Genomic DNA, 15,147 nt, shown 5'->3' on the forward strand with positions numbered 1-15,147 from the left:
TTACAAGGGTTGTCGCGAACCTGCGAGAGCCCATGACAGAGCGCTCACACGGCGCTCCGATTTCTGTTTGCAATAGAGGTATTTTATGGACAATCGACCACTGTTCCAAGCAAGGTGGTCCTGGGGGCCACTGGCAGCCTGTACGCTGCTTCCCATCGCTCTACTGTGTTTCTGGTTATGGCCCATTGGCCAGATCCTGTGCCTGACTTTCGACGAGTGGCTGTTCCGCAGCCTGAACGCACCACTGGCAGACAATACTGCCTGGCGTAATATCTGGGCACTTGGCAGCCTGCGCCCGTTCGATATCGTCGTCGGTCTGATCCTGCTGGCTGTGCTCATTCGCGGTGACTGGGTGTTCAAGGCCGCTCAGGTTCGCCAGGCATTTTTCGGCTTTCTGGTCACGCTACTCCTCTTAGTGGTGATTCGCGCGCTGTTTTCCAAGTGGGTGGATGCAGCCGGGTGGCAGCACAAGAGCCCATCGATGATCTTCGACGACGTCGTGCACCTGAGTGACTATTACCCGAATCTGGAGGCTGCCTGGGAACTGAAGGACCGTTCCAGCAAGAGTTTCCCGGGTGATCACGCCTCGGTGCTGTTGGTCTGGGCGCTGTTCATGAGCGTGTTCAGCCGCGGCCTTTTGCAGTACCTGGTTGTCTGGGGGTTGGCGCTGCTGTTCATGCTTCCGCGCCTGGTAGCCGGTGCCCACTGGGGGCAGGACGACTACATCGGCGGCTTGCTGATGGCGGTGCTGGCGTTGGGCTGGAGCTACTACACGCCGCTGGCGGCCAAAGGCAGCGAGGCGTTGATGCGCTGGACAGCGCCGTTGTTCAAGCTGTTGTCCACGCTACCGCTGGTCGGGCGAATGGCGGTGTTCCGTTAGATGCCTGGGGCTGCACGGCAGCCCCATTCAATCGTAACTTCCATGCAACTGGTGGATCTGCCGCCGCTGCTTCTTGGTCGGCCGGCCATCGGTGGTCACGCCCATGGCCCCGGCCTTACGCATCTCAGCGGCCTGTTCACGGCGACGCACACTTTCTTCGGGTTCCTCGTACAACGCCTGCGCCTCCGGGGCACCACGACGCACCATCGACAGCGCCTTCACCACCACGGTGCGCTCATCGAACCCGGTACGCAGTACGAACTCGTCGCCCACCCGCGGCTCCTTGCCCGGCTTGCAACGCTCACCCCGGCAATGCACCTTGCCACTCTCGATCGCCGCCTTGGCCAGCGCTCGGGTCTTGTAGAAGCGCGCCGCCCATAGCCATTTGTCCAGGCGAACCTTGTCGTCGTCTTCGGCTTTTTGTGCCATCCCGTTACCTCGGATTCTGTCTTTCATCGAACTGTACTACCTTCACATACGGATGCAAAAAGTCCCCGCCGTGCTTAAAGTTCACCACCTCATTCGCAGGGTGCGCTTCGTGAAGACATTTGACCATTTGACTGTGATCGGCCTGCGCGAGTGGGTCGCCCTGCCTGACCTCGGCGTGGCCGGGCTGCGCGCCAAGATCGACACCGGTGCCAGCACATCGAGCCTGCATGCCACCGAGGTGGAACCTTTCGAGCGCGACGGCCAGCCCTGGGTTCGCTTCACTGCGCACCTGGGCTCGGTGGTGCAGTTGCGTCACCGCCGCTGCGAGGCACCGCTGGTGACCATGAAGACCATCAAGAGCTCCAACGGCCACGCCCAGACCCGCTATGTCATCCGCACGTCACTGGCGCTGGGTGATGGTGTATGGGAGGTGGAGTTCACCCTGGCCTGCCGCAAGAGCATGCGCTACCGCCTGTTGCTTGGTTCCAAGGCTCTGATACACGGCCAACTGGTGGTCAACCCCGGCCTGAAATACGTACAAGACAAACCGGCCTTCCCGGCCACCCTTTCCCCTGTCACAGGTGCTGCATGAAGATCGCTGTGCTGTCGCGCAATCCGCGTCTGTATTCCACCCGCCGCCTGGTCGAAGCCGGTACCCAGCGTGGCCACGAAATGGTGGTGATCGATACCCTGCGGGCCTACATGAACATTGCCAGCCACAAGCCGCAGATCCACTACCGTGGCAAGCCGCTGGAAGGCTTCGATGCGGTGATCCCGCGCATAGGTGCTTCGGTTACGTTCTATGGCTGCGCGGTGCTGCGCCAGTTCGAAATGATGGGCGTATACCCGCTCAACGAGTCGGTCGCCATTGCCCGCTCGCGCGACAAGCTGCGCTCGTTGCAGCTGTTGTCGCGGCGCGGCATCGGCCTGCCGATCACCGGTTTCGCCCACTCGCCGGACGACATCCCCGACCTGATCCAGATGGTCAACGGTGCCCCGCTGGTGATCAAGGTGCTGGAAGGCACCCAGGGCATCGGCGTGGTGCTGTGCGAAACCCCCCAGGCGGCCGAGTCGGTGATCGAAGCATTCATGGGCCTCAAGCAGGACATCATGGTTCAGGAGTACATCAAGGAAGCCGGTGGTGCAGATATTCGATGCTTCGTGGTAGGCGATAAAGTAATTGCCTCAATGAAGCGTCAGGCCAAGCCGGGCGAGTTCCGCTCCAACCTGCACCGAGGTGGCGTCGCCAGCCTGATAAAAATCACCCCTGAAGAACGCATTACCGCAATTCGGGCGGCCAAGGTGATGGGGTTGAGCGTGGCGGGCGTGGACATCCTGCGCTCCAACCACGGGCCGTTGGTGATGGAGGTAAACTCGTCACCGGGGCTGGAGGGCATTGAAGTCACCACGGGCAAGAACGTGGCCGGGATGATCATCGAGCATCTGGAGAAGAATGGCGGGCCCAATCAGACCCGGACCAAGGGCAAAGGCTGATTCAGCCTGTACCGGCCTCTTCGCGGCTGAAGCCCCACAGGTACTGCACAACCCCTGTAGCGGCTTCAGTCACGAAGAGGCCAGTGAGCCTCACACAGCATTACGCGGCAGCAGCAGCCCCAGCGGCAACCTGACCCGCGCCTCGATCCCGCCGCCAGACCGGTTACGCAACTCCACATTCCCGCCATGTTGCGCAGCAATCCGCTTGACGATCGCCAGCCCCAGCCCGGTGCCCTTGCCACCCCGCGCCCGGTCACCGCGAATGAACGGGTTGAAGATGGTTTCCAGCTCCGACTCGTCAATACCGGCACCGCGGTCCAGCACGCTGAGCACCACATACGGCGCACTCTCATCCCCCGACACATAGGCAGCCACCTCGACCCCCTTGCCAGCATGGTGCAGGGCGTTGCCGATCAGGTTGCCCAGCATGCGCTTGAGCGAAACCCGGCGCAGCGGGAACGGTGGAATCGGCTCCAGGCACAGGCGCACGCGCTCTTCCGGCTGGTTGTAAGGAGCCACCACCTCGCGCACCAGGTCAGCAAGGTCGACCTCTTCCACTGGCTCGTCACGGCCATCGCGGATGAAGGCCAGGAACTGGTCGAGAATCGCGTCCATGTCCTCGATATCGCGAACCATGTCATCGCTCAGCTCGTTGTCGCTGTTCAGCAACGACAGCGACAGGCGCAGCCGTGTCAGTGGTGTGCGCAAGTCGTGGGAAACCCCGGCCAGCATCAGCTCGCGCTCACGCCCGGCCTGCTCGACATCCTCGGCCATCTGGTTGAACGCCTTGTACACCTCGGTCATCTCGCTGGGGGTATCGCTGATCGGCAGGCGCACACTGCGCCCCTGGCCAAGCTGGCGGGCGGCGAACACCAGGCGTTTGAGCGGCTGGTTCAACTGGCGCACAAAAATCCACGCCGAGGCGGTGGACAACAAACCAATGGCCAGGAACCAGCCCAGCACGTTCCAGATCTTCTGCCCGCGCAAGGGGTGCGGGTACAGCGGCACCTTCAGCCAACCTGGGCCAAGGCTTGGCGCATTGACCCACAACGCCGGAGGCGCATGAATGCGCAACCGCACCTCGGTGTCTTCACCCAACTCGGCCTGCATCTGCCGTTGGTAGATTTCACTGTAAGGCCAATGCTGCTCACCTTCGGGCACACCCGAGCCGGTCACCCGGATAAGGCCTGCCGCCTCGGCGATCTTGTCGCGGTTTTCTTCGTCGGCGGCCCAATAGGCGCGCAAGGTCAGCGCTACACCATGGCTGTACTGACGGTCGACCAGCACGTCCTCGTTCATCAGCAGGTAGACCAGGGTCAGCGCCTTGGAGAACAGAACGACGATCAACACCAGCCACAGGGTGCGGGCGAAGAAACTTTGCGGAAACCAGAGCGGTGTTTTCATCGACGTCCAGGCATCATTTTCCGGCGTTTCCGTCCGGTACGAACACGTAGCCCACGCCCCAGACAGTCTGGATGTAACGCGGCTTGGACGGGTCCGGCTCGATCATGCGACGCAGGCGCGAGATCTGCACGTCGATGGAACGTTCCAGCGCATCCCATTCGCGGCCGCGCGCCAGGTTCATCAGTTTGTCGCGGGTCAACGGCTCGCGGGCGTGCATCACCAAGGCCTTGAGCACAGCGAACTCACCAGTGGTAAGCATGTGCACTTCGTCGCCACGCTTGAGCTCGCGGGTAGCCAGCGACAGTTCATAGTCGCCGAACGTGACCGATTCATCTTCGCTGCCCGGCGCTCCCGGCACGCTCGGCGCCTGGCGGCGCAGCACCGCCTTGACCCGGGCCATCAACTCGTCCGGGTTGAACGGTTTGCCCAGGTAGTCGTCGGCGCCCAGCTCCAGGCCCTTGATGCGGCTGAGCTCGTCGCCCTTGGCGGTCAGCATGATGATCGGGATCTGGTTGTTCTGCTGGCGCAGTCGCTTGCACGCGGACAGGCCGTCCTCACCCGGCAACATCAGGTCGAGCACCACCAGGTTGAACACCTCGCGCTGCAGCAGACGGTCCATCTGCTCGGTGTTGGGCACTGCGCGGGCACGGTAGCCCTTGCTGGTGAAGAAACGTTCCAGCAGGCTGCTCAGCCCCGGATCGTCGTCGACGATGAGAATCTTGTCACCTTCAGTGGTGTTTGGCGTGCCGGTCATGAATAACTCCTCTGATATCGCCGCGCATTATGGCGTAGCCATTGCTGCACGTTGCGTGAGCATTGTTAGCAGATTTTTCCCCCGGCGCCAGTTCCGGCTGGCCGGGCGCCATCACCGCAAGCCGTTTGCGATGGGTATAATGCGCGGCTTTCATCCAGCGCCGCCGGGCAAAAAGCCCACAGGCGACCCCCGTATTCACAAATGTCAGGTGGTTTACATGGACAGCATCAACAGCCGTATCGCCGAGGAACTGGGCGTACGCCCACAGCAGGTCGAGGCGGCCGTGAGCCTGTTGGACGAAGGCTCGACCGTGCCCTTCATCGCCCGCTACCGCAAGGAAGTGACCGGTAGCCTTGACGACACTCAGTTGCGCCACCTGGAAGAGCGCTTGCGTTATCTGCGCGAACTCGACGAGCGCCGCGCCAGCATCCTTTCCAGCATCGAGGAACAGGGCAAGCTGACCCCGGAACTGGCCCGCGAGATCAAGCTGGCCGACACCAAGACCCGCCTGGAAGACCTGTACCTGCCCTACAAGCAGAAACGCCGCACCAAGGGCCAGATCGCCCTGGAAGCCGGCCTTGGGGAACTGGCCGATGGCCTGTTCAACGACCCGGCCCTGGCCCCGGAAAGCGAAGCCGCACGCTTCGTCAACGCCGAGAAGGGCGTGACCGACGTCAAGGCCGCGCTGGAGGGCGCCAAGTACATCCTGATGGAGCGTTTTGCCGAAGACGCCGCCCTGCTCGATAAACTGCGCAGCTACCTCAAGCAGGAAGCCGTGCTCAGCGCCCGCGTCGTGGCCGGCAAGGAAGAAGAAGGCGCCAAGTTCCGCGACTATTTCGCTCATGACGAGCTGCTGCGTACTGCGCCGTCGCACCGCGCCCTGGCGATCTTCCGCGGGCGCAACGAAGGCGTGTTGAGCGTCTCGCTGAAGGTCGGCGAGGAACTGCCCGGCACGCTGCACCCGTGCGAGCTGATGATCGGCAACCATGTCGGTATCGAAAACCGCAGCCGACCGGCCGACAAGTGGCTGGGTGAAGTGGTGCGCTGGACCTGGAAGGTCAAGCTGTACACCCACCTGGAAACCGACCTGTTCGGCGAACTGCGCGACAATGCCGAAGGCGAGGCGATCAACGTGTTCGCCCACAACCTGCACGACCTGCTGCTGGCCGCCCCGGCCGGCCCGCGCGCTACCCTGGGCTTCGACCCGGGCCTGCGCACCGGCTGCAAGATCGCCGTGGTCGATGCAACCGGCAAGCTGCTGGACCACACCACGGTCTATCCGCACGCGCCGAAGAACGACTGGGACCGCACCATTTCCATCATGGCCGCACTGTGCGCCAAACACTCGGTGGAACTGATCGCCATCGGCAACGGCACCGCCAGCCGCGAAAGCGACAAGCTGGTGGCCGAGCTGGTCAAGAAATATCCAGCCTTGAAAATCACCAAGATCATGGTCTCCGAAGCCGGTGCTTCGGTGTACTCGGCATCGGAACTGGCCGCCCGCGAGTTCCCGGACCTGGACGTGTCGATCCGCGGCGCCGTGTCGATCGCCCGCCGCCTGCAGGATCCGCTGGCCGAACTGGTGAAAATCGATCCGAAATCCATCGGTGTCGGCCAGTATCAGCACGACGTCTCCCAGCTGAAGCTGGCACGTGGCCTGGACGCGGTGGTCGAGGACTGTGTGAACGCCGTGGGCGTGGACGTGAACACCGCTTCGGTGGCGCTGCTGACGCGCATCTCCGGCCTCAATGCCACGCTGGCACAGAACATCGTCGCCCACCGCGATGCCAATGGTCCGTTTGCCACCCGTGCAGCGCTGAAAAAGGTCAGCCGCCTGGGTGAGAAAACCTTCGAGCAGGCCGCCGGCTTCCTGCGTGTGATGAACGGCGACAACCCGCTGGACGCCTCTGCGGTGCACCCTGAGGCCTACCCGCTGGTGCAGCGCATTGCTGCCGATACCGACCGCGACATCCGTTCGCTGATTGGTGACAGCAGCTTCCTCAAGCGCCTGGACCCGAAAAAGTTCACCGACGAAACCTTCGGCCTGCCAACCGTCACCGACATCCTGCAAGAGCTGGACAAGCCCGGCCGCGACCCACGTCCGGAGTTCAAGACCGCCACCTTCCAGGACGGCGTCGAAGACCTCAAGGACCTGGAACCGGGCATGATCCTCGAAGGCGTGGTGACCAACGTTACCAACTTCGGTGCCTTCGTCGACATCGGTGTGCACCAGGACGGCCTGGTGCATATCTCGGCGCTGTCGGAGAAGTTCGTCAAAGACCCGCGTGAAGCGGTCAAGGCCGGCGATGTGGTCAAGGTGAAGGTCATGGAAGTGGACATCCCGCGCAAACGCGTCGGCCTGTCCATGCGCATGAGCGACACCCCGGGCGAGAAGGTCGAAGGCAATCGCGGTGGCAACCGTGGCAATGGCGGCAATCGCCAGCAGCAGGCACCGCGTCAGCGCGAAACCGCCACTGCCGCCCCGGCCAACAACGCCATGGCAGCCCTGTTCGCCAACGCAAAGCAGTTGAAGAAGAAGTAATGGACGTACCACGTGAATACGTCGAAAGCGCCTTCAGCCAGCTTCTGGGCTGCCGCCTGCAACACCTGGACACCGGTGTTGCCGAGGTAGCCCTGGCGCTCGAGCCACATTTGCGCAACCGTGGCCAGAAGCTGCACGGCGGGGCGATCTTCAGCCTGGTGGATATCGCCATGGGCCTGGCCTGCTCGGCCAGCCATGGCTTTGACCAGCAAAGCGTCACCATCGAGTGCAAGATCAACTACATGCGTGCCGTCAGCGACGGCGAAGTGCTGTGTACCGCCCGCGTGCTGCACGCCGGGCGGCGCACGCTGGTGGTCGACGCCGACGTAGTCCAGGGCGACAAGCTGGTGGCCAAAGCGCAAGGAACCTTCGCGGTTCTCTAGCTCACCAAGCAATATCTGCGGTATTTTCAGCAGTGCGCTGGCACTGCTGGAACCGCGTAAACCAGGCGACAACGCCAGTTCCTTTCTTCCTACCCTTGTAGACCGTTATCTCTACCCCCATATTGGGGCGACTGACGCGTGAAGGAATACATCTTGAGCGACCTCCTCAACCGCCGCCTGAGCCTGCTCGGCGCCAATCTCCCCCTGCTCAAGCAGTGCCTGCACGGTATTGAGCGCGAATGCCTGCGCGTGACCGACGAAGGTCGCCTGGCCCAGACCCCGCATCCGGAAGCACTGGGATCGGCGCTGACCAACGAGCAGATCACCACCGATTACTCCGAGTCGCTGCTGGAGTTCATCACCCCGGCGCTGGCCGACCCGGCCAAGGTGCTCGAAAGCCTCGAGGAGACCCACCGTTTCGTCTACAGCAAGCTGGGCGACGAATACCTGTGGAGCCCGTCGATGCCATGCACACTGCCGGCCGAGGAGGACATCCCGATCGCCGAATACGGTAGCTCGAACATCGGCAAGCTCAAACACGTCTACCGCAAAGGCCTGGCCCTGCGTTATGGCCGCACCATGCAGTGCATCGCCGGTATTCATTACAACTTCTCGCTGCCCGAAGCGCTTTGGCCATTGCTGCGCGAGGACGAAGGCAATACGGAAAATGACCGCGACTACCAGTCGTCGGCCTACATCGCGCTGATTCGTAACTTCCGCCGCTACAGCTGGCTGCTGATGTACCTGTTCGGCGCCTCGCCGGCACTGGACAAAGGCTTCCTGCGTGGCCGCCCGCACCAGCTCGAGGAGCTGGATGCCGAAACCCTGTTCCTGCCCTACGCCACCAGCCTGCGCATGAGCGACCTGGGCTACCAGAGCAACGCCCAGGCCGGCCTCACGCCCTGCTACAACAACCTGGCCAGCTACACCGACAGCCTGCGCAAGGCCGTTGGCACGCCCTACCCGCCGTACGTTGAAGTCGGCACGCATGTGGATGGCGAGTGGGTTCAGCTGAACACCAACATTCTGCAGATCGAAAACGAGTACTACTCGAACATTCGCCCCAAGCGGGTCACCTACTCCGGCGAACGGCCGATCCAGGCCCTGACTTCACGCGGTGTGCAGTATGTGGAAGTGCGTTGCCTGGACATCAACCCGTTCCTGCCGGTCGGCATCGACCTGACCGAGGCACGCTTCCTCGACGCATTCCTGCTGTTCTGCGCGCTGGAAGACAGCCCGCAACTGGACAACGGTGAGTGCGGCCAGTGCACCAGCAACTTCCTGACCGTGGTCAAGGAAGGTCGTCGTCCGGGCCTGGAGTTGCACCGCAATGGTCAGCCAATCAGCCTGAAGGACTGGGCCAGCGAGCTGATCGAGCGTATCCGCCAGTTGGCCAACCTGCTCGACCAGGCGCAAGGCTCTGATGAGCACGCCAAGGCCCTGGATGCCCAGCAGGCCAAGGTCGACGACACCTCACTGACCCCGTCTGCCCAGGTGCTGGCACGCATGACCGAGCATGACGAGAGCTTCGTCCAGTTCTCGCTGCGCCAGAGCCGTGTGCACGCCGAGACTTTCCGCGAGCAACCACTGAGCAACGAAAAACAGCGGGCATTCGAGACGCTGGCCCGCGAGTCGCTCGCCAGGCAGTCCGAGCTGGAGCAGGAAGAAGTCGGTGACTTCGACCTGTTCGTCGGCGCCTACCAGGCCAGCATCCTGGCAATCAGCAGTTGATGAACCGCACCACCACCCCGCGCAAACCGCGCGCCAGCAGCCAGGCCAGGATCGAGGCGATCCTGGCGGCTGCGCGTGAGCTGTTGGCCGAGCAAGGGGTGGCGGCACTTTCTATCTACAGCGTGGCCGAGCGGGCGCAGATTCCACCGTCGTCGGTGTATCACTTCTTCGCCAGCGTGCCGGCCTTGCTGGAGGCGCTGACTGCGGATGTACACCGGGCGTTTCGCGAAGCCCTGAGCGCACCGATCGACAGCAGCGCGTTCAGCACCTGGCACGAGCTGTCACGGCTGATCGAAGAACGCATGCTTGATATCTATAACGAGGATGCGGCAGCGCGGCAGTTGATCCTGGCGCAGCATGGCCTGAGCGAGGTGGTGCAGGCCGACCGGCAGCACGACATGGAACTGGGCGACTTGATGTACAAGTTGTTCGACCAGCATTTTCACCTGCCGGTGATGCCACTGGATGTGGATGTGTTTGCCCTGGGCATGGAATTGAGCGACCGGGTGTATGCGCGGTCAGTGCAGTTGCACGAGGCGATCACCCCGCGCATGGCCGAGGAAGGCAAGCGGGTGTTCGAGGCGTATCTGGGGTTGTATCTGCCGCCGTATCTGGCCAAGCGTTCCAGCTGAGAAATTTGGGGCCGCTTGGCGGCCCTTCGCGGGCACGCCCGCTCCCACAGAGCCCGCGCGCACCCTGGAGCTTGCGAAGTACCTGTGGGAGCGGGCGTGCCCGCGAAGGGCTACAAAGCAGCCCCAATATCGAGCAGCCGCATCACAGCTTGGCGATAGACACTTCAGTCGACTTCACAAAGGCAATCACTTCACTGCCCACCTGCAACTCCAGCTCCCGCACGGAACGGGTGGTAATCACCGAAGTGACGATACCCGAAGCCGTCTGCACGTCGATTTCCGACAGTACCGGGCCTTCGAGAATTTCTTTCACAGTACCTTTGAACTGGTTGCGAACGTTGATGGCTTTGATAGTCATGGTTTGCTTCCTTTTGGATTCCGGGATTCAGTGCGCCCAACGCAATTGCGTGGGCAGAGGGGCTACAGGGTCCGGCTCGGGCGCAGTGCCCGGGGCGGACAGCACACGGTTGAGCACTTCGCTTTCCAGCGCGGCCAGGCGGTGTGAACCACGCGCCCGGGGCCGTGCCAGGTCAACAGTGAGGTCGAGCCCGACCTCGCCGTCCTCGATCAGGATCACCCGGTCAGCCACGGCAACCGCCTCGCTGACATCGTGGGTGACCAGCAGCACCGTGAAGCCGTGCTGACGCCACAGGCGTTCGATCAGTTGCTGCATCTCGATACGGGTCAATGCATCCAGCGCACCCAGCGGCTCGTCCAGCAACAGCAGGCGGGGCTGGTGAATCAAGGCTCGGGCCAAGGCCACGCGCTGCTTCTGGCCACCCGAGAGCGCTGCCGGCCATTCGTTGGCGCGGTCGGCCAGGCCAACCGCCTCCAAGGCCTCCAGCGCACGCGAGCGCCAGTCGCCAGACAGCCCAAGGCCAACGTTGTCGATCACCCTCCTCCACGGCAGCAGCCGCGCGTCCTGGAACATCAGGCGGGTTTCTTCACGGGCCTCTTCCAGCGGCGCGGCACCAGCCAGCAACTGACCAGCGGTGGGCTGGTCCAGCCCGGCCAGCAGCCGCAGCAAGGTGCTCTTGCCGCAGCCGCTGCGGCCGACGATAGCCACGAACTGGCCGGCCGGGATGTGCAGGTCGAGGCCCTTTAACACGTCGCGCTGGCCAAAGGCCTTGCGCAGGCCCTTGGAGGCCAGCGGGATGCCACGCAGCAGGCGTGGCGGCTGTTCCTTGAACACGGTCATGCGCCCTCCTTCCTGGCAACTTGATAGGCCGGGTGCCAGCGCAGCCAGGTACGCTCCAGGCCTCGGGCGGCAAGGTCGGCAAACTTGCCGAGCACGGCGTACAGGACGATGGCCAGCACGACCACGTCGGTCTGAAGAAATTCGCGAGCATTCATGGCCAGGTAGCCGATGCCTGCGTTGGCCGAAATGGTTTCGGCAACAATCAGCGTCAGCCACATGAAGCCCAGGGCAAAACGCACACCCACCAGGATCGAAGGCAGCGCCCCAGGCAGGATCACCTGGCGGAACAGGCCGAAGCCGGACAAGCCATAGCTGCGCGCCATTTCCACCAACGCTGGGTCAACGTTGCGAATGCCGTGGTAGGTGTTCAGATAGATCGGAAACAGCGTGCCCAGCGCGACCAGGAAGATCTTTGCCGACTCGTCGATACCGAACCACAGGATCACCAGCGGGATCAGCGCGAGGTGCGGCACGTTGCGAATCATCTGTACCGAGCTGTCGAGCAGGCGTTCGCCCCAGTTCGACAGGCCAGTGATGAAACCCAGTACCAGGCCGATGCTGCCGCCGATCACAAAGCCCAGGCCTGCACGCCAGCCGCTGATGGCCAGATGGGTCCAGATTTCGCCGCTGCGCACCAGCTCGACGCCAGCGCTTACCACTGCGCTAGGTGCCGGCAGGATACGCGTCGACAGCCAGCCAGCGCTCACGGCCAGCTGCCATATTGCCAACAGCAGCACCGGCAGCGCCCACGGCGCCAGGCGCTGGGTCAGGTTGGAGGAAGTTGCACGACTCATGACCCGGCCCTCAGCTCTGCGACACGGATTTGGGCAGGATGTCGTTGGCCACCATCTCGCCAAACGGGCTTACGTAGCCACCGGATTTCGGTTGCTCCGGGCGTTGCACATCGAGGTGGGGGAACAGCAGTTCAGCCACCCGATACGACTCTTCCAGGTGTGGATAACCCGAGAAGATGAATGTATCGATCCCCAAGTCGGCATATTCCTTCACCCGCGCCGCCACCGTCGGGCCATCGCCCACCAGCGCGGTGCCAGCCCCGCCACGTACCAGGCCAACGCCCGCCCACAGGTTGGGGCTGACTTCCAGGTTGTCGCGCTTGCCGCCGTGCAGGGCAGCCATGCGTTGCTGGCCCACCGAGTCGAAGCGCGCCAGCGAAGCCTGGGCACGAGAGATGGTGTCATCGTCCAGGTGTGAGATCAGGCGGTCGGCGGCTGCCCAAGCCGCTTCGTTGGTTTCGCGCACGATCACATGCAGGCGAATACCGAAGCGGACTTCGCGCCCCTGAGCAGCTGCTTTTTCGCGCACCTGAGCAATCTTCTCGGCAACGGCTGCCGGTGGCTCGCCCCAGGTCAGGTACAGCTCGACCTGTTCGGCCGCCAAGTCCTGAGCGGCCTCGGACGAGCCGCCGAAATACAGCGGTGGGCGTGGTTGCTGAATTGGCGGGTAGAGCAGCTTGGCGCCCTTTACCTGGATGTGCTTACCGTCGTAATCGACGTTTTCGCCTTCCAGCACCTTGCGCCAGATACGGGTGAACTCGACCGAAGCTTCGTAGCGCGCCTGGTGGTTCAGGTGCAGGCCGTCACCCGCCAGCTCGTCCGGGTCACCACCGGTCACCAGATTGAACAGCGCACGGCCATTGGACAAGCGATCGAGGGTGGCCGCCTGGCGTGCTGCCACGGTGGGCGAAATGATGCCCGGACGCAGCGCTACCAGGAACTTCAGGTGCCGGGTCACGGGGATCAGCGACGCGGCCACCAGCCAGGAGTCCTCGCAGGAGCGCCCGGTCGGGATCAGCACCCCACCAAAACCAAGGCGGTCGGCGGCCTGCGCGATCTGCTGCAGGTAACCGTGATCGACCGCTCGTGCGCCTTCGGAAGTGCCCAGGTACTTGCCGTCACCGTGGGTTGGGAGGAACCAGAAAATGTTAAGGCTCATTGGAGTCGTCTCCTCAAGGGTGGCTCTAGCCGGAGCGGCGCCCCGGCACGGGCAGTCAATCAAGGCGCGCTAGCGACCTTGGCCGGGGGTGTCCAGATCACGTCCTTGATGCTCAGCGGCTTGGGAATAAGCTTCAGCGTCTGGAACGTGTCGGCGATCTTCTGCTGCGCGGCCACCACGTCCGGGGTCAGCGGCGCAGCGCCGTAGCCTTGGCGCTTGACCGAGGTGAGGGTGACGTCGGCAGGCAGGCCGAGCAGCGGGGCGACTTGGTCGGTCACTTCCTGCGGGTTGGCCTGGGACCATTCACCCACGGCGCGCACTTCCTCGATCACGGTGTTGATCACCGCAGGGTGCTGTGTCGCATAGTTGCGGGTGGCGAGGTAGAACTGGTGGTTGTCGACCAGGCCCTTGCCGTCACGCAGGGTGCGCGCTTGCAGCTGCTGCTCGGCGGCGGCCTGGTACGGGTCCCAGATCACCCAGGCATCCACGCTGCCGCGCTCGAAGGCGGCGCGGGCGTCGGCCGGCGGCAGGTAGACAGGCTGGATGTCGCTGTACTTGAGGCCGGCGTCTTCCAGGGCGCGGACCAGCAGGTAGTGCACGTTGGAGCCTTTGTTGAGGACGACCTTTTTACCCTCGAGGTCCTTCACCGCCTGGATGGGCGAGCCCTTGGGCACCAGGATCGCTTCGCTGTGCGGCGCTGGCGGTTCGTAGGCGACATAGAGCAGGTCGGCGCCAGCGGCCTGAGCGAACACAGGCGGGGTCTCGCCGGTTACGCCGAAATCGATGGAGCCGACGTTCAGCCCTTCAAGCAGCTGCGGGCCGCCGGGGAATTCGGTCCATTGCACCTGTACTCCCTGCTCGGCCAGGCGTTTCTCCAGCGTGCCCTTGGCCTTGAGCAGCACCAAGGTGCCGTATTTCTGGTAACCGATACGCAGGCTCTCGGCCTGGGCTTGGTTAATGGCGCCGAAGGACACAGCCGCCGCAAACAGGGCGACCAGACCACGACGCAAGAAGACTGTGCGCATGGCGCTCTCCTGTGCGAATGGGGTTCGGGTTGCACCTGCTTGCCTCGTTAACGGGCGAGTAAGGTGGTGAAGCGGGTAATGCCGTTAGATGCTCCAGCGAGCGCTGATCAGACGTTCGTTCAGTACGCCGGGCGCCACGGGGTTCGGCCGACGGGCCAAGGCCGCGTGGAAGGTTTCCAGCGAGTCCTGCAGGCGCTCTTCCAGCGCCTGTACCAAATGCGCGGGCTTTGTGCCTTCTGCGTAAGCCACCTGGCTGTCGTCGGCAAAAATCCCTTGCAGGGTCTCTTGTGCCTTGAGTGCCGACAGCACCGGCTTCAATGCGTAATCCACCGCCAGCATGTGGGCGATGCTGCCGCCAGTGGCGATTGGCAACACGATCTTGTGGGTCAGTGCGCGTTCGGGCAGCAGGTCGAGCAATGTCTTCAGCGCACCGGCAAACGATGCTTTGTAGACAGGGGTAGAAACGATCAGGCCATCCGCCTGGGCCACCAACTGCTGGAAGTGTTGCACTTGGGGGCTATCGAAACGGGCATGCAACAGGTCTTCGGCGGGGAAGTCACGCACCTGAAAGGTCACCACTTCAACGCCGCGCTCCTGCAGCCACTGGCGCGAACGCTCGAGCAGCACGCCGGAGCGTGAACGGAGACTTGGGCTACCACCGATTGAGACGACCAGCATTGCTGCGCTTCCTTGTGTTCTGTTGGAGGTAACATTAACAGCCG

General features: G+C 63.1%; 16 protein-coding genes. 7 read left to right on the forward strand and 9 right to left on the reverse strand.

All coding sequences use genetic code 11. The features are described 5' to 3' along the window. Positions 1–85 precede the first annotated feature (85 nt). Positions 86–880 carry a phosphatase PAP2 family protein gene (locus tag ACF8GF_RS13485; protein WP_176685250.1) on the forward strand — a complete coding sequence of 265 codons (795 nt, stop codon included), beginning with the start codon at positions 86–88 and terminating at the stop codon, positions 878–880. Between the two features lie 27 nt (positions 881–907). Here the strand turns inward: ACF8GF_RS13485 and ACF8GF_RS13490 are convergent, their stop codons facing one another. Then, a complete protein-coding gene (locus tag ACF8GF_RS13490; protein WP_392487990.1) occupies positions 908–1,309 on the reverse strand; it encodes an RNA-binding S4 domain-containing protein in 402 nt (133 codons plus the stop codon). 109 nt (positions 1,310–1,418) lie between these two features. On the opposite strand from ACF8GF_RS13490, the gene ACF8GF_RS13495 reads away from it, so the two are divergent. Next, positions 1,419–1,901, forward strand: a complete 483-nt coding sequence (locus tag ACF8GF_RS13495) for an ATP-dependent zinc protease (protein WP_028697326.1) — start codon at positions 1,419–1,421, stop codon at positions 1,899–1,901. Beyond that, a complete protein-coding gene (gene rimK / locus ACF8GF_RS13500; RefSeq protein WP_021782598.1) occupies positions 1,898–2,803 on the forward strand; it encodes a 30S ribosomal protein S6--L-glutamate ligase in 906 nt (301 codons plus the stop codon). The genes ACF8GF_RS13495 and rimK overlap by 4 nt, the downstream gene beginning before the upstream one ends. 90 nt (positions 2,804–2,893) lie before the next feature. On the opposite strand, the gene ACF8GF_RS13505 is transcribed toward rimK, so the two are convergent. Next, entirely contained in the window at positions 2,894–4,207 is a 1,314-nt protein-coding gene (locus ACF8GF_RS13505; protein ID WP_176685251.1) for an ATP-binding protein, read from the reverse strand. A gap of 13 nt (positions 4,208–4,220) precedes the next feature. Beyond that, positions 4,221–4,961 (reverse strand): two-component system response regulator OmpR, encoded by a 741-nt coding sequence (ompR, locus tag ACF8GF_RS13510; protein ID WP_176685252.1) that lies wholly within the window; start codon positions 4,959–4,961, stop codon positions 4,221–4,223. 217 nt (positions 4,962–5,178) lie between these two features. Between ompR and ACF8GF_RS13515 the strand changes: the two genes are divergently transcribed. The 4 genes from ACF8GF_RS13515 (at position 5,179) to ACF8GF_RS13530 (ending at position 10,249) form a co-directional block, all read left to right on the forward strand. After that, positions 5,179–7,503, forward strand: a complete 2,325-nt coding sequence (locus ACF8GF_RS13515) for a Tex family protein (RefSeq protein WP_176685253.1) — start codon at positions 5,179–5,181, stop codon at positions 7,501–7,503. Beyond that, positions 7,503–7,886, forward strand: a complete 384-nt coding sequence (locus tag ACF8GF_RS13520; RefSeq protein ID WP_021782595.1) for a PaaI family thioesterase — start codon at positions 7,503–7,505, stop codon at positions 7,884–7,886. Before ACF8GF_RS13515 ends, ACF8GF_RS13520 begins: the two co-directional genes overlap by 1 nt. 138 nt (positions 7,887–8,024) lie before the next feature. Further along, a complete protein-coding gene (gshA, locus tag ACF8GF_RS13525; protein WP_392487991.1) occupies positions 8,025–9,617 on the forward strand; it encodes a glutamate--cysteine ligase in 1,593 nt (530 codons plus the stop codon). Further along, positions 9,617–10,249, forward strand: a complete 633-nt coding sequence (locus ACF8GF_RS13530; RefSeq protein ID WP_176685255.1) for a TetR/AcrR family transcriptional regulator — start codon at positions 9,617–9,619, stop codon at positions 10,247–10,249. Before gshA ends, ACF8GF_RS13530 begins: the two co-directional genes overlap by 1 nt. Positions 10,250–10,391: 142 nt before the next feature. Here ACF8GF_RS13530 and ACF8GF_RS13535 read toward each other — a convergent pair whose 3' ends face one another. From ACF8GF_RS13535 to ssuE, 6 genes are all read right to left on the reverse strand, one after another. Beyond that, a complete protein-coding gene (locus ACF8GF_RS13535; protein WP_003255829.1) occupies positions 10,392–10,607 on the reverse strand; it encodes a molybdopterin-binding protein in 216 nt (71 codons plus the stop codon). A gap of 27 nt (positions 10,608–10,634) precedes the next feature. Then, positions 10,635–11,447 (reverse strand): aliphatic sulfonates ABC transporter ATP-binding protein, encoded by an 813-nt coding sequence (ssuB, locus tag ACF8GF_RS13540; RefSeq protein WP_176685256.1) that lies wholly within the window; start codon positions 11,445–11,447, stop codon positions 10,635–10,637. Next, on the reverse strand, positions 11,444–12,241 hold the full coding sequence (gene ssuC, locus ACF8GF_RS13545; protein ID WP_176685257.1) for an aliphatic sulfonate ABC transporter permease SsuC: 798 nt from the start codon (positions 12,239–12,241) through the stop codon (positions 11,444–11,446). Before ssuC ends, ssuB begins: the two co-directional genes overlap by 4 nt. A 10-nt stretch (positions 12,242–12,251) precedes the next feature. After that, complete coding sequence (gene ssuD, locus ACF8GF_RS13550) at positions 12,252–13,400, reverse strand: FMNH2-dependent alkanesulfonate monooxygenase (protein WP_339443442.1); 1,149 nt, start codon at positions 13,398–13,400, stop codon at positions 12,252–12,254. 59 nt (positions 13,401–13,459) lie between these two features. Continuing rightward, positions 13,460–14,425 carry a sulfonate ABC transporter substrate-binding protein gene (locus ACF8GF_RS13555; protein WP_392460615.1) on the reverse strand — a complete coding sequence of 322 codons (966 nt, stop codon included), beginning with the start codon at positions 14,423–14,425 and terminating at the stop codon, positions 13,460–13,462. An 84-nt stretch (positions 14,426–14,509) separates the two neighbouring features. After that, the gene (gene ssuE, locus ACF8GF_RS13560; RefSeq protein ID WP_392460616.1) at positions 14,510–15,103 is read right to left on the reverse strand and encodes an NADPH-dependent FMN reductase; all 594 of its coding nucleotides are present in this window, start codon (positions 15,101–15,103) and stop codon (positions 14,510–14,512) included. Between the last annotated feature and the right edge of the window lie 44 nt (positions 15,104–15,147).

It is taken from the genome of Pseudomonas sp. yb_5 (genome assembly GCF_043103865.1).
GTDB classification, from domain to species: Bacteria; Pseudomonadota; Gammaproteobacteria; order Pseudomonadales; family Pseudomonadaceae; genus Aquipseudomonas; species Aquipseudomonas putida_Y.

Coding starts and splice junctions, on each gene's coding strand:
- rimK (WP_021782598.1), top strand. CDS start 1,898: ATGAAGATCGCTGTGCTGTCGCGCAATCCGCGTCTGTATTCCACCCGC.
- ACF8GF_RS13485 (WP_176685250.1), top strand. CDS start 86: ATGGACAATCGACCACTGTTCCAAGCAAGGTGGTCCTGGGGGCCACTG.
- ACF8GF_RS13530 (WP_176685255.1), top strand. CDS start 9,617: ATGAACCGCACCACCACCCCGCGCAAACCGCGCGCCAGCAGCCAGGCC.
- ACF8GF_RS13520 (WP_021782595.1), top strand. CDS start 7,503: ATGGACGTACCACGTGAATACGTCGAAAGCGCCTTCAGCCAGCTTCTG.
- ssuC (WP_176685257.1), bottom strand. CDS start 12,241: ATGAGTCGTGCAACTTCCTCCAACCTGACCCAGCGCCTGGCGCCGTGG.
- ssuB (WP_176685256.1), bottom strand. CDS start 11,447: ATGACCGTGTTCAAGGAACAGCCGCCACGCCTGCTGCGTGGCATCCCG.
- ssuD (WP_339443442.1), bottom strand. CDS start 13,400: ATGAGCCTTAACATTTTCTGGTTCCTCCCAACCCACGGTGACGGCAAG.
- ACF8GF_RS13515 (WP_176685253.1), top strand. CDS start 5,179: ATGGACAGCATCAACAGCCGTATCGCCGAGGAACTGGGCGTACGCCCA.
- ACF8GF_RS13535 (WP_003255829.1), bottom strand. CDS start 10,607: ATGACTATCAAAGCCATCAACGTTCGCAACCAGTTCAAAGGTACTGTG.
- ACF8GF_RS13555 (WP_392460615.1), bottom strand. CDS start 14,425: ATGCGCACAGTCTTCTTGCGTCGTGGTCTGGTCGCCCTGTTTGCGGCG.
- ACF8GF_RS13490 (WP_392487990.1), bottom strand. CDS start 1,309: ATGGCACAAAAAGCCGAAGACGACGACAAGGTTCGCCTGGACAAATGG.
- ompR (WP_176685252.1), bottom strand. CDS start 4,961: ATGACCGGCACGCCAAACACCACTGAAGGTGACAAGATTCTCATCGTC.
- ACF8GF_RS13505 (WP_176685251.1), bottom strand. CDS start 4,207: ATGAAAACACCGCTCTGGTTTCCGCAAAGTTTCTTCGCCCGCACCCTG.
- ssuE (WP_392460616.1), bottom strand. CDS start 15,103: ATGCTGGTCGTCTCAATCGGTGGTAGCCCAAGTCTCCGTTCACGCTCC.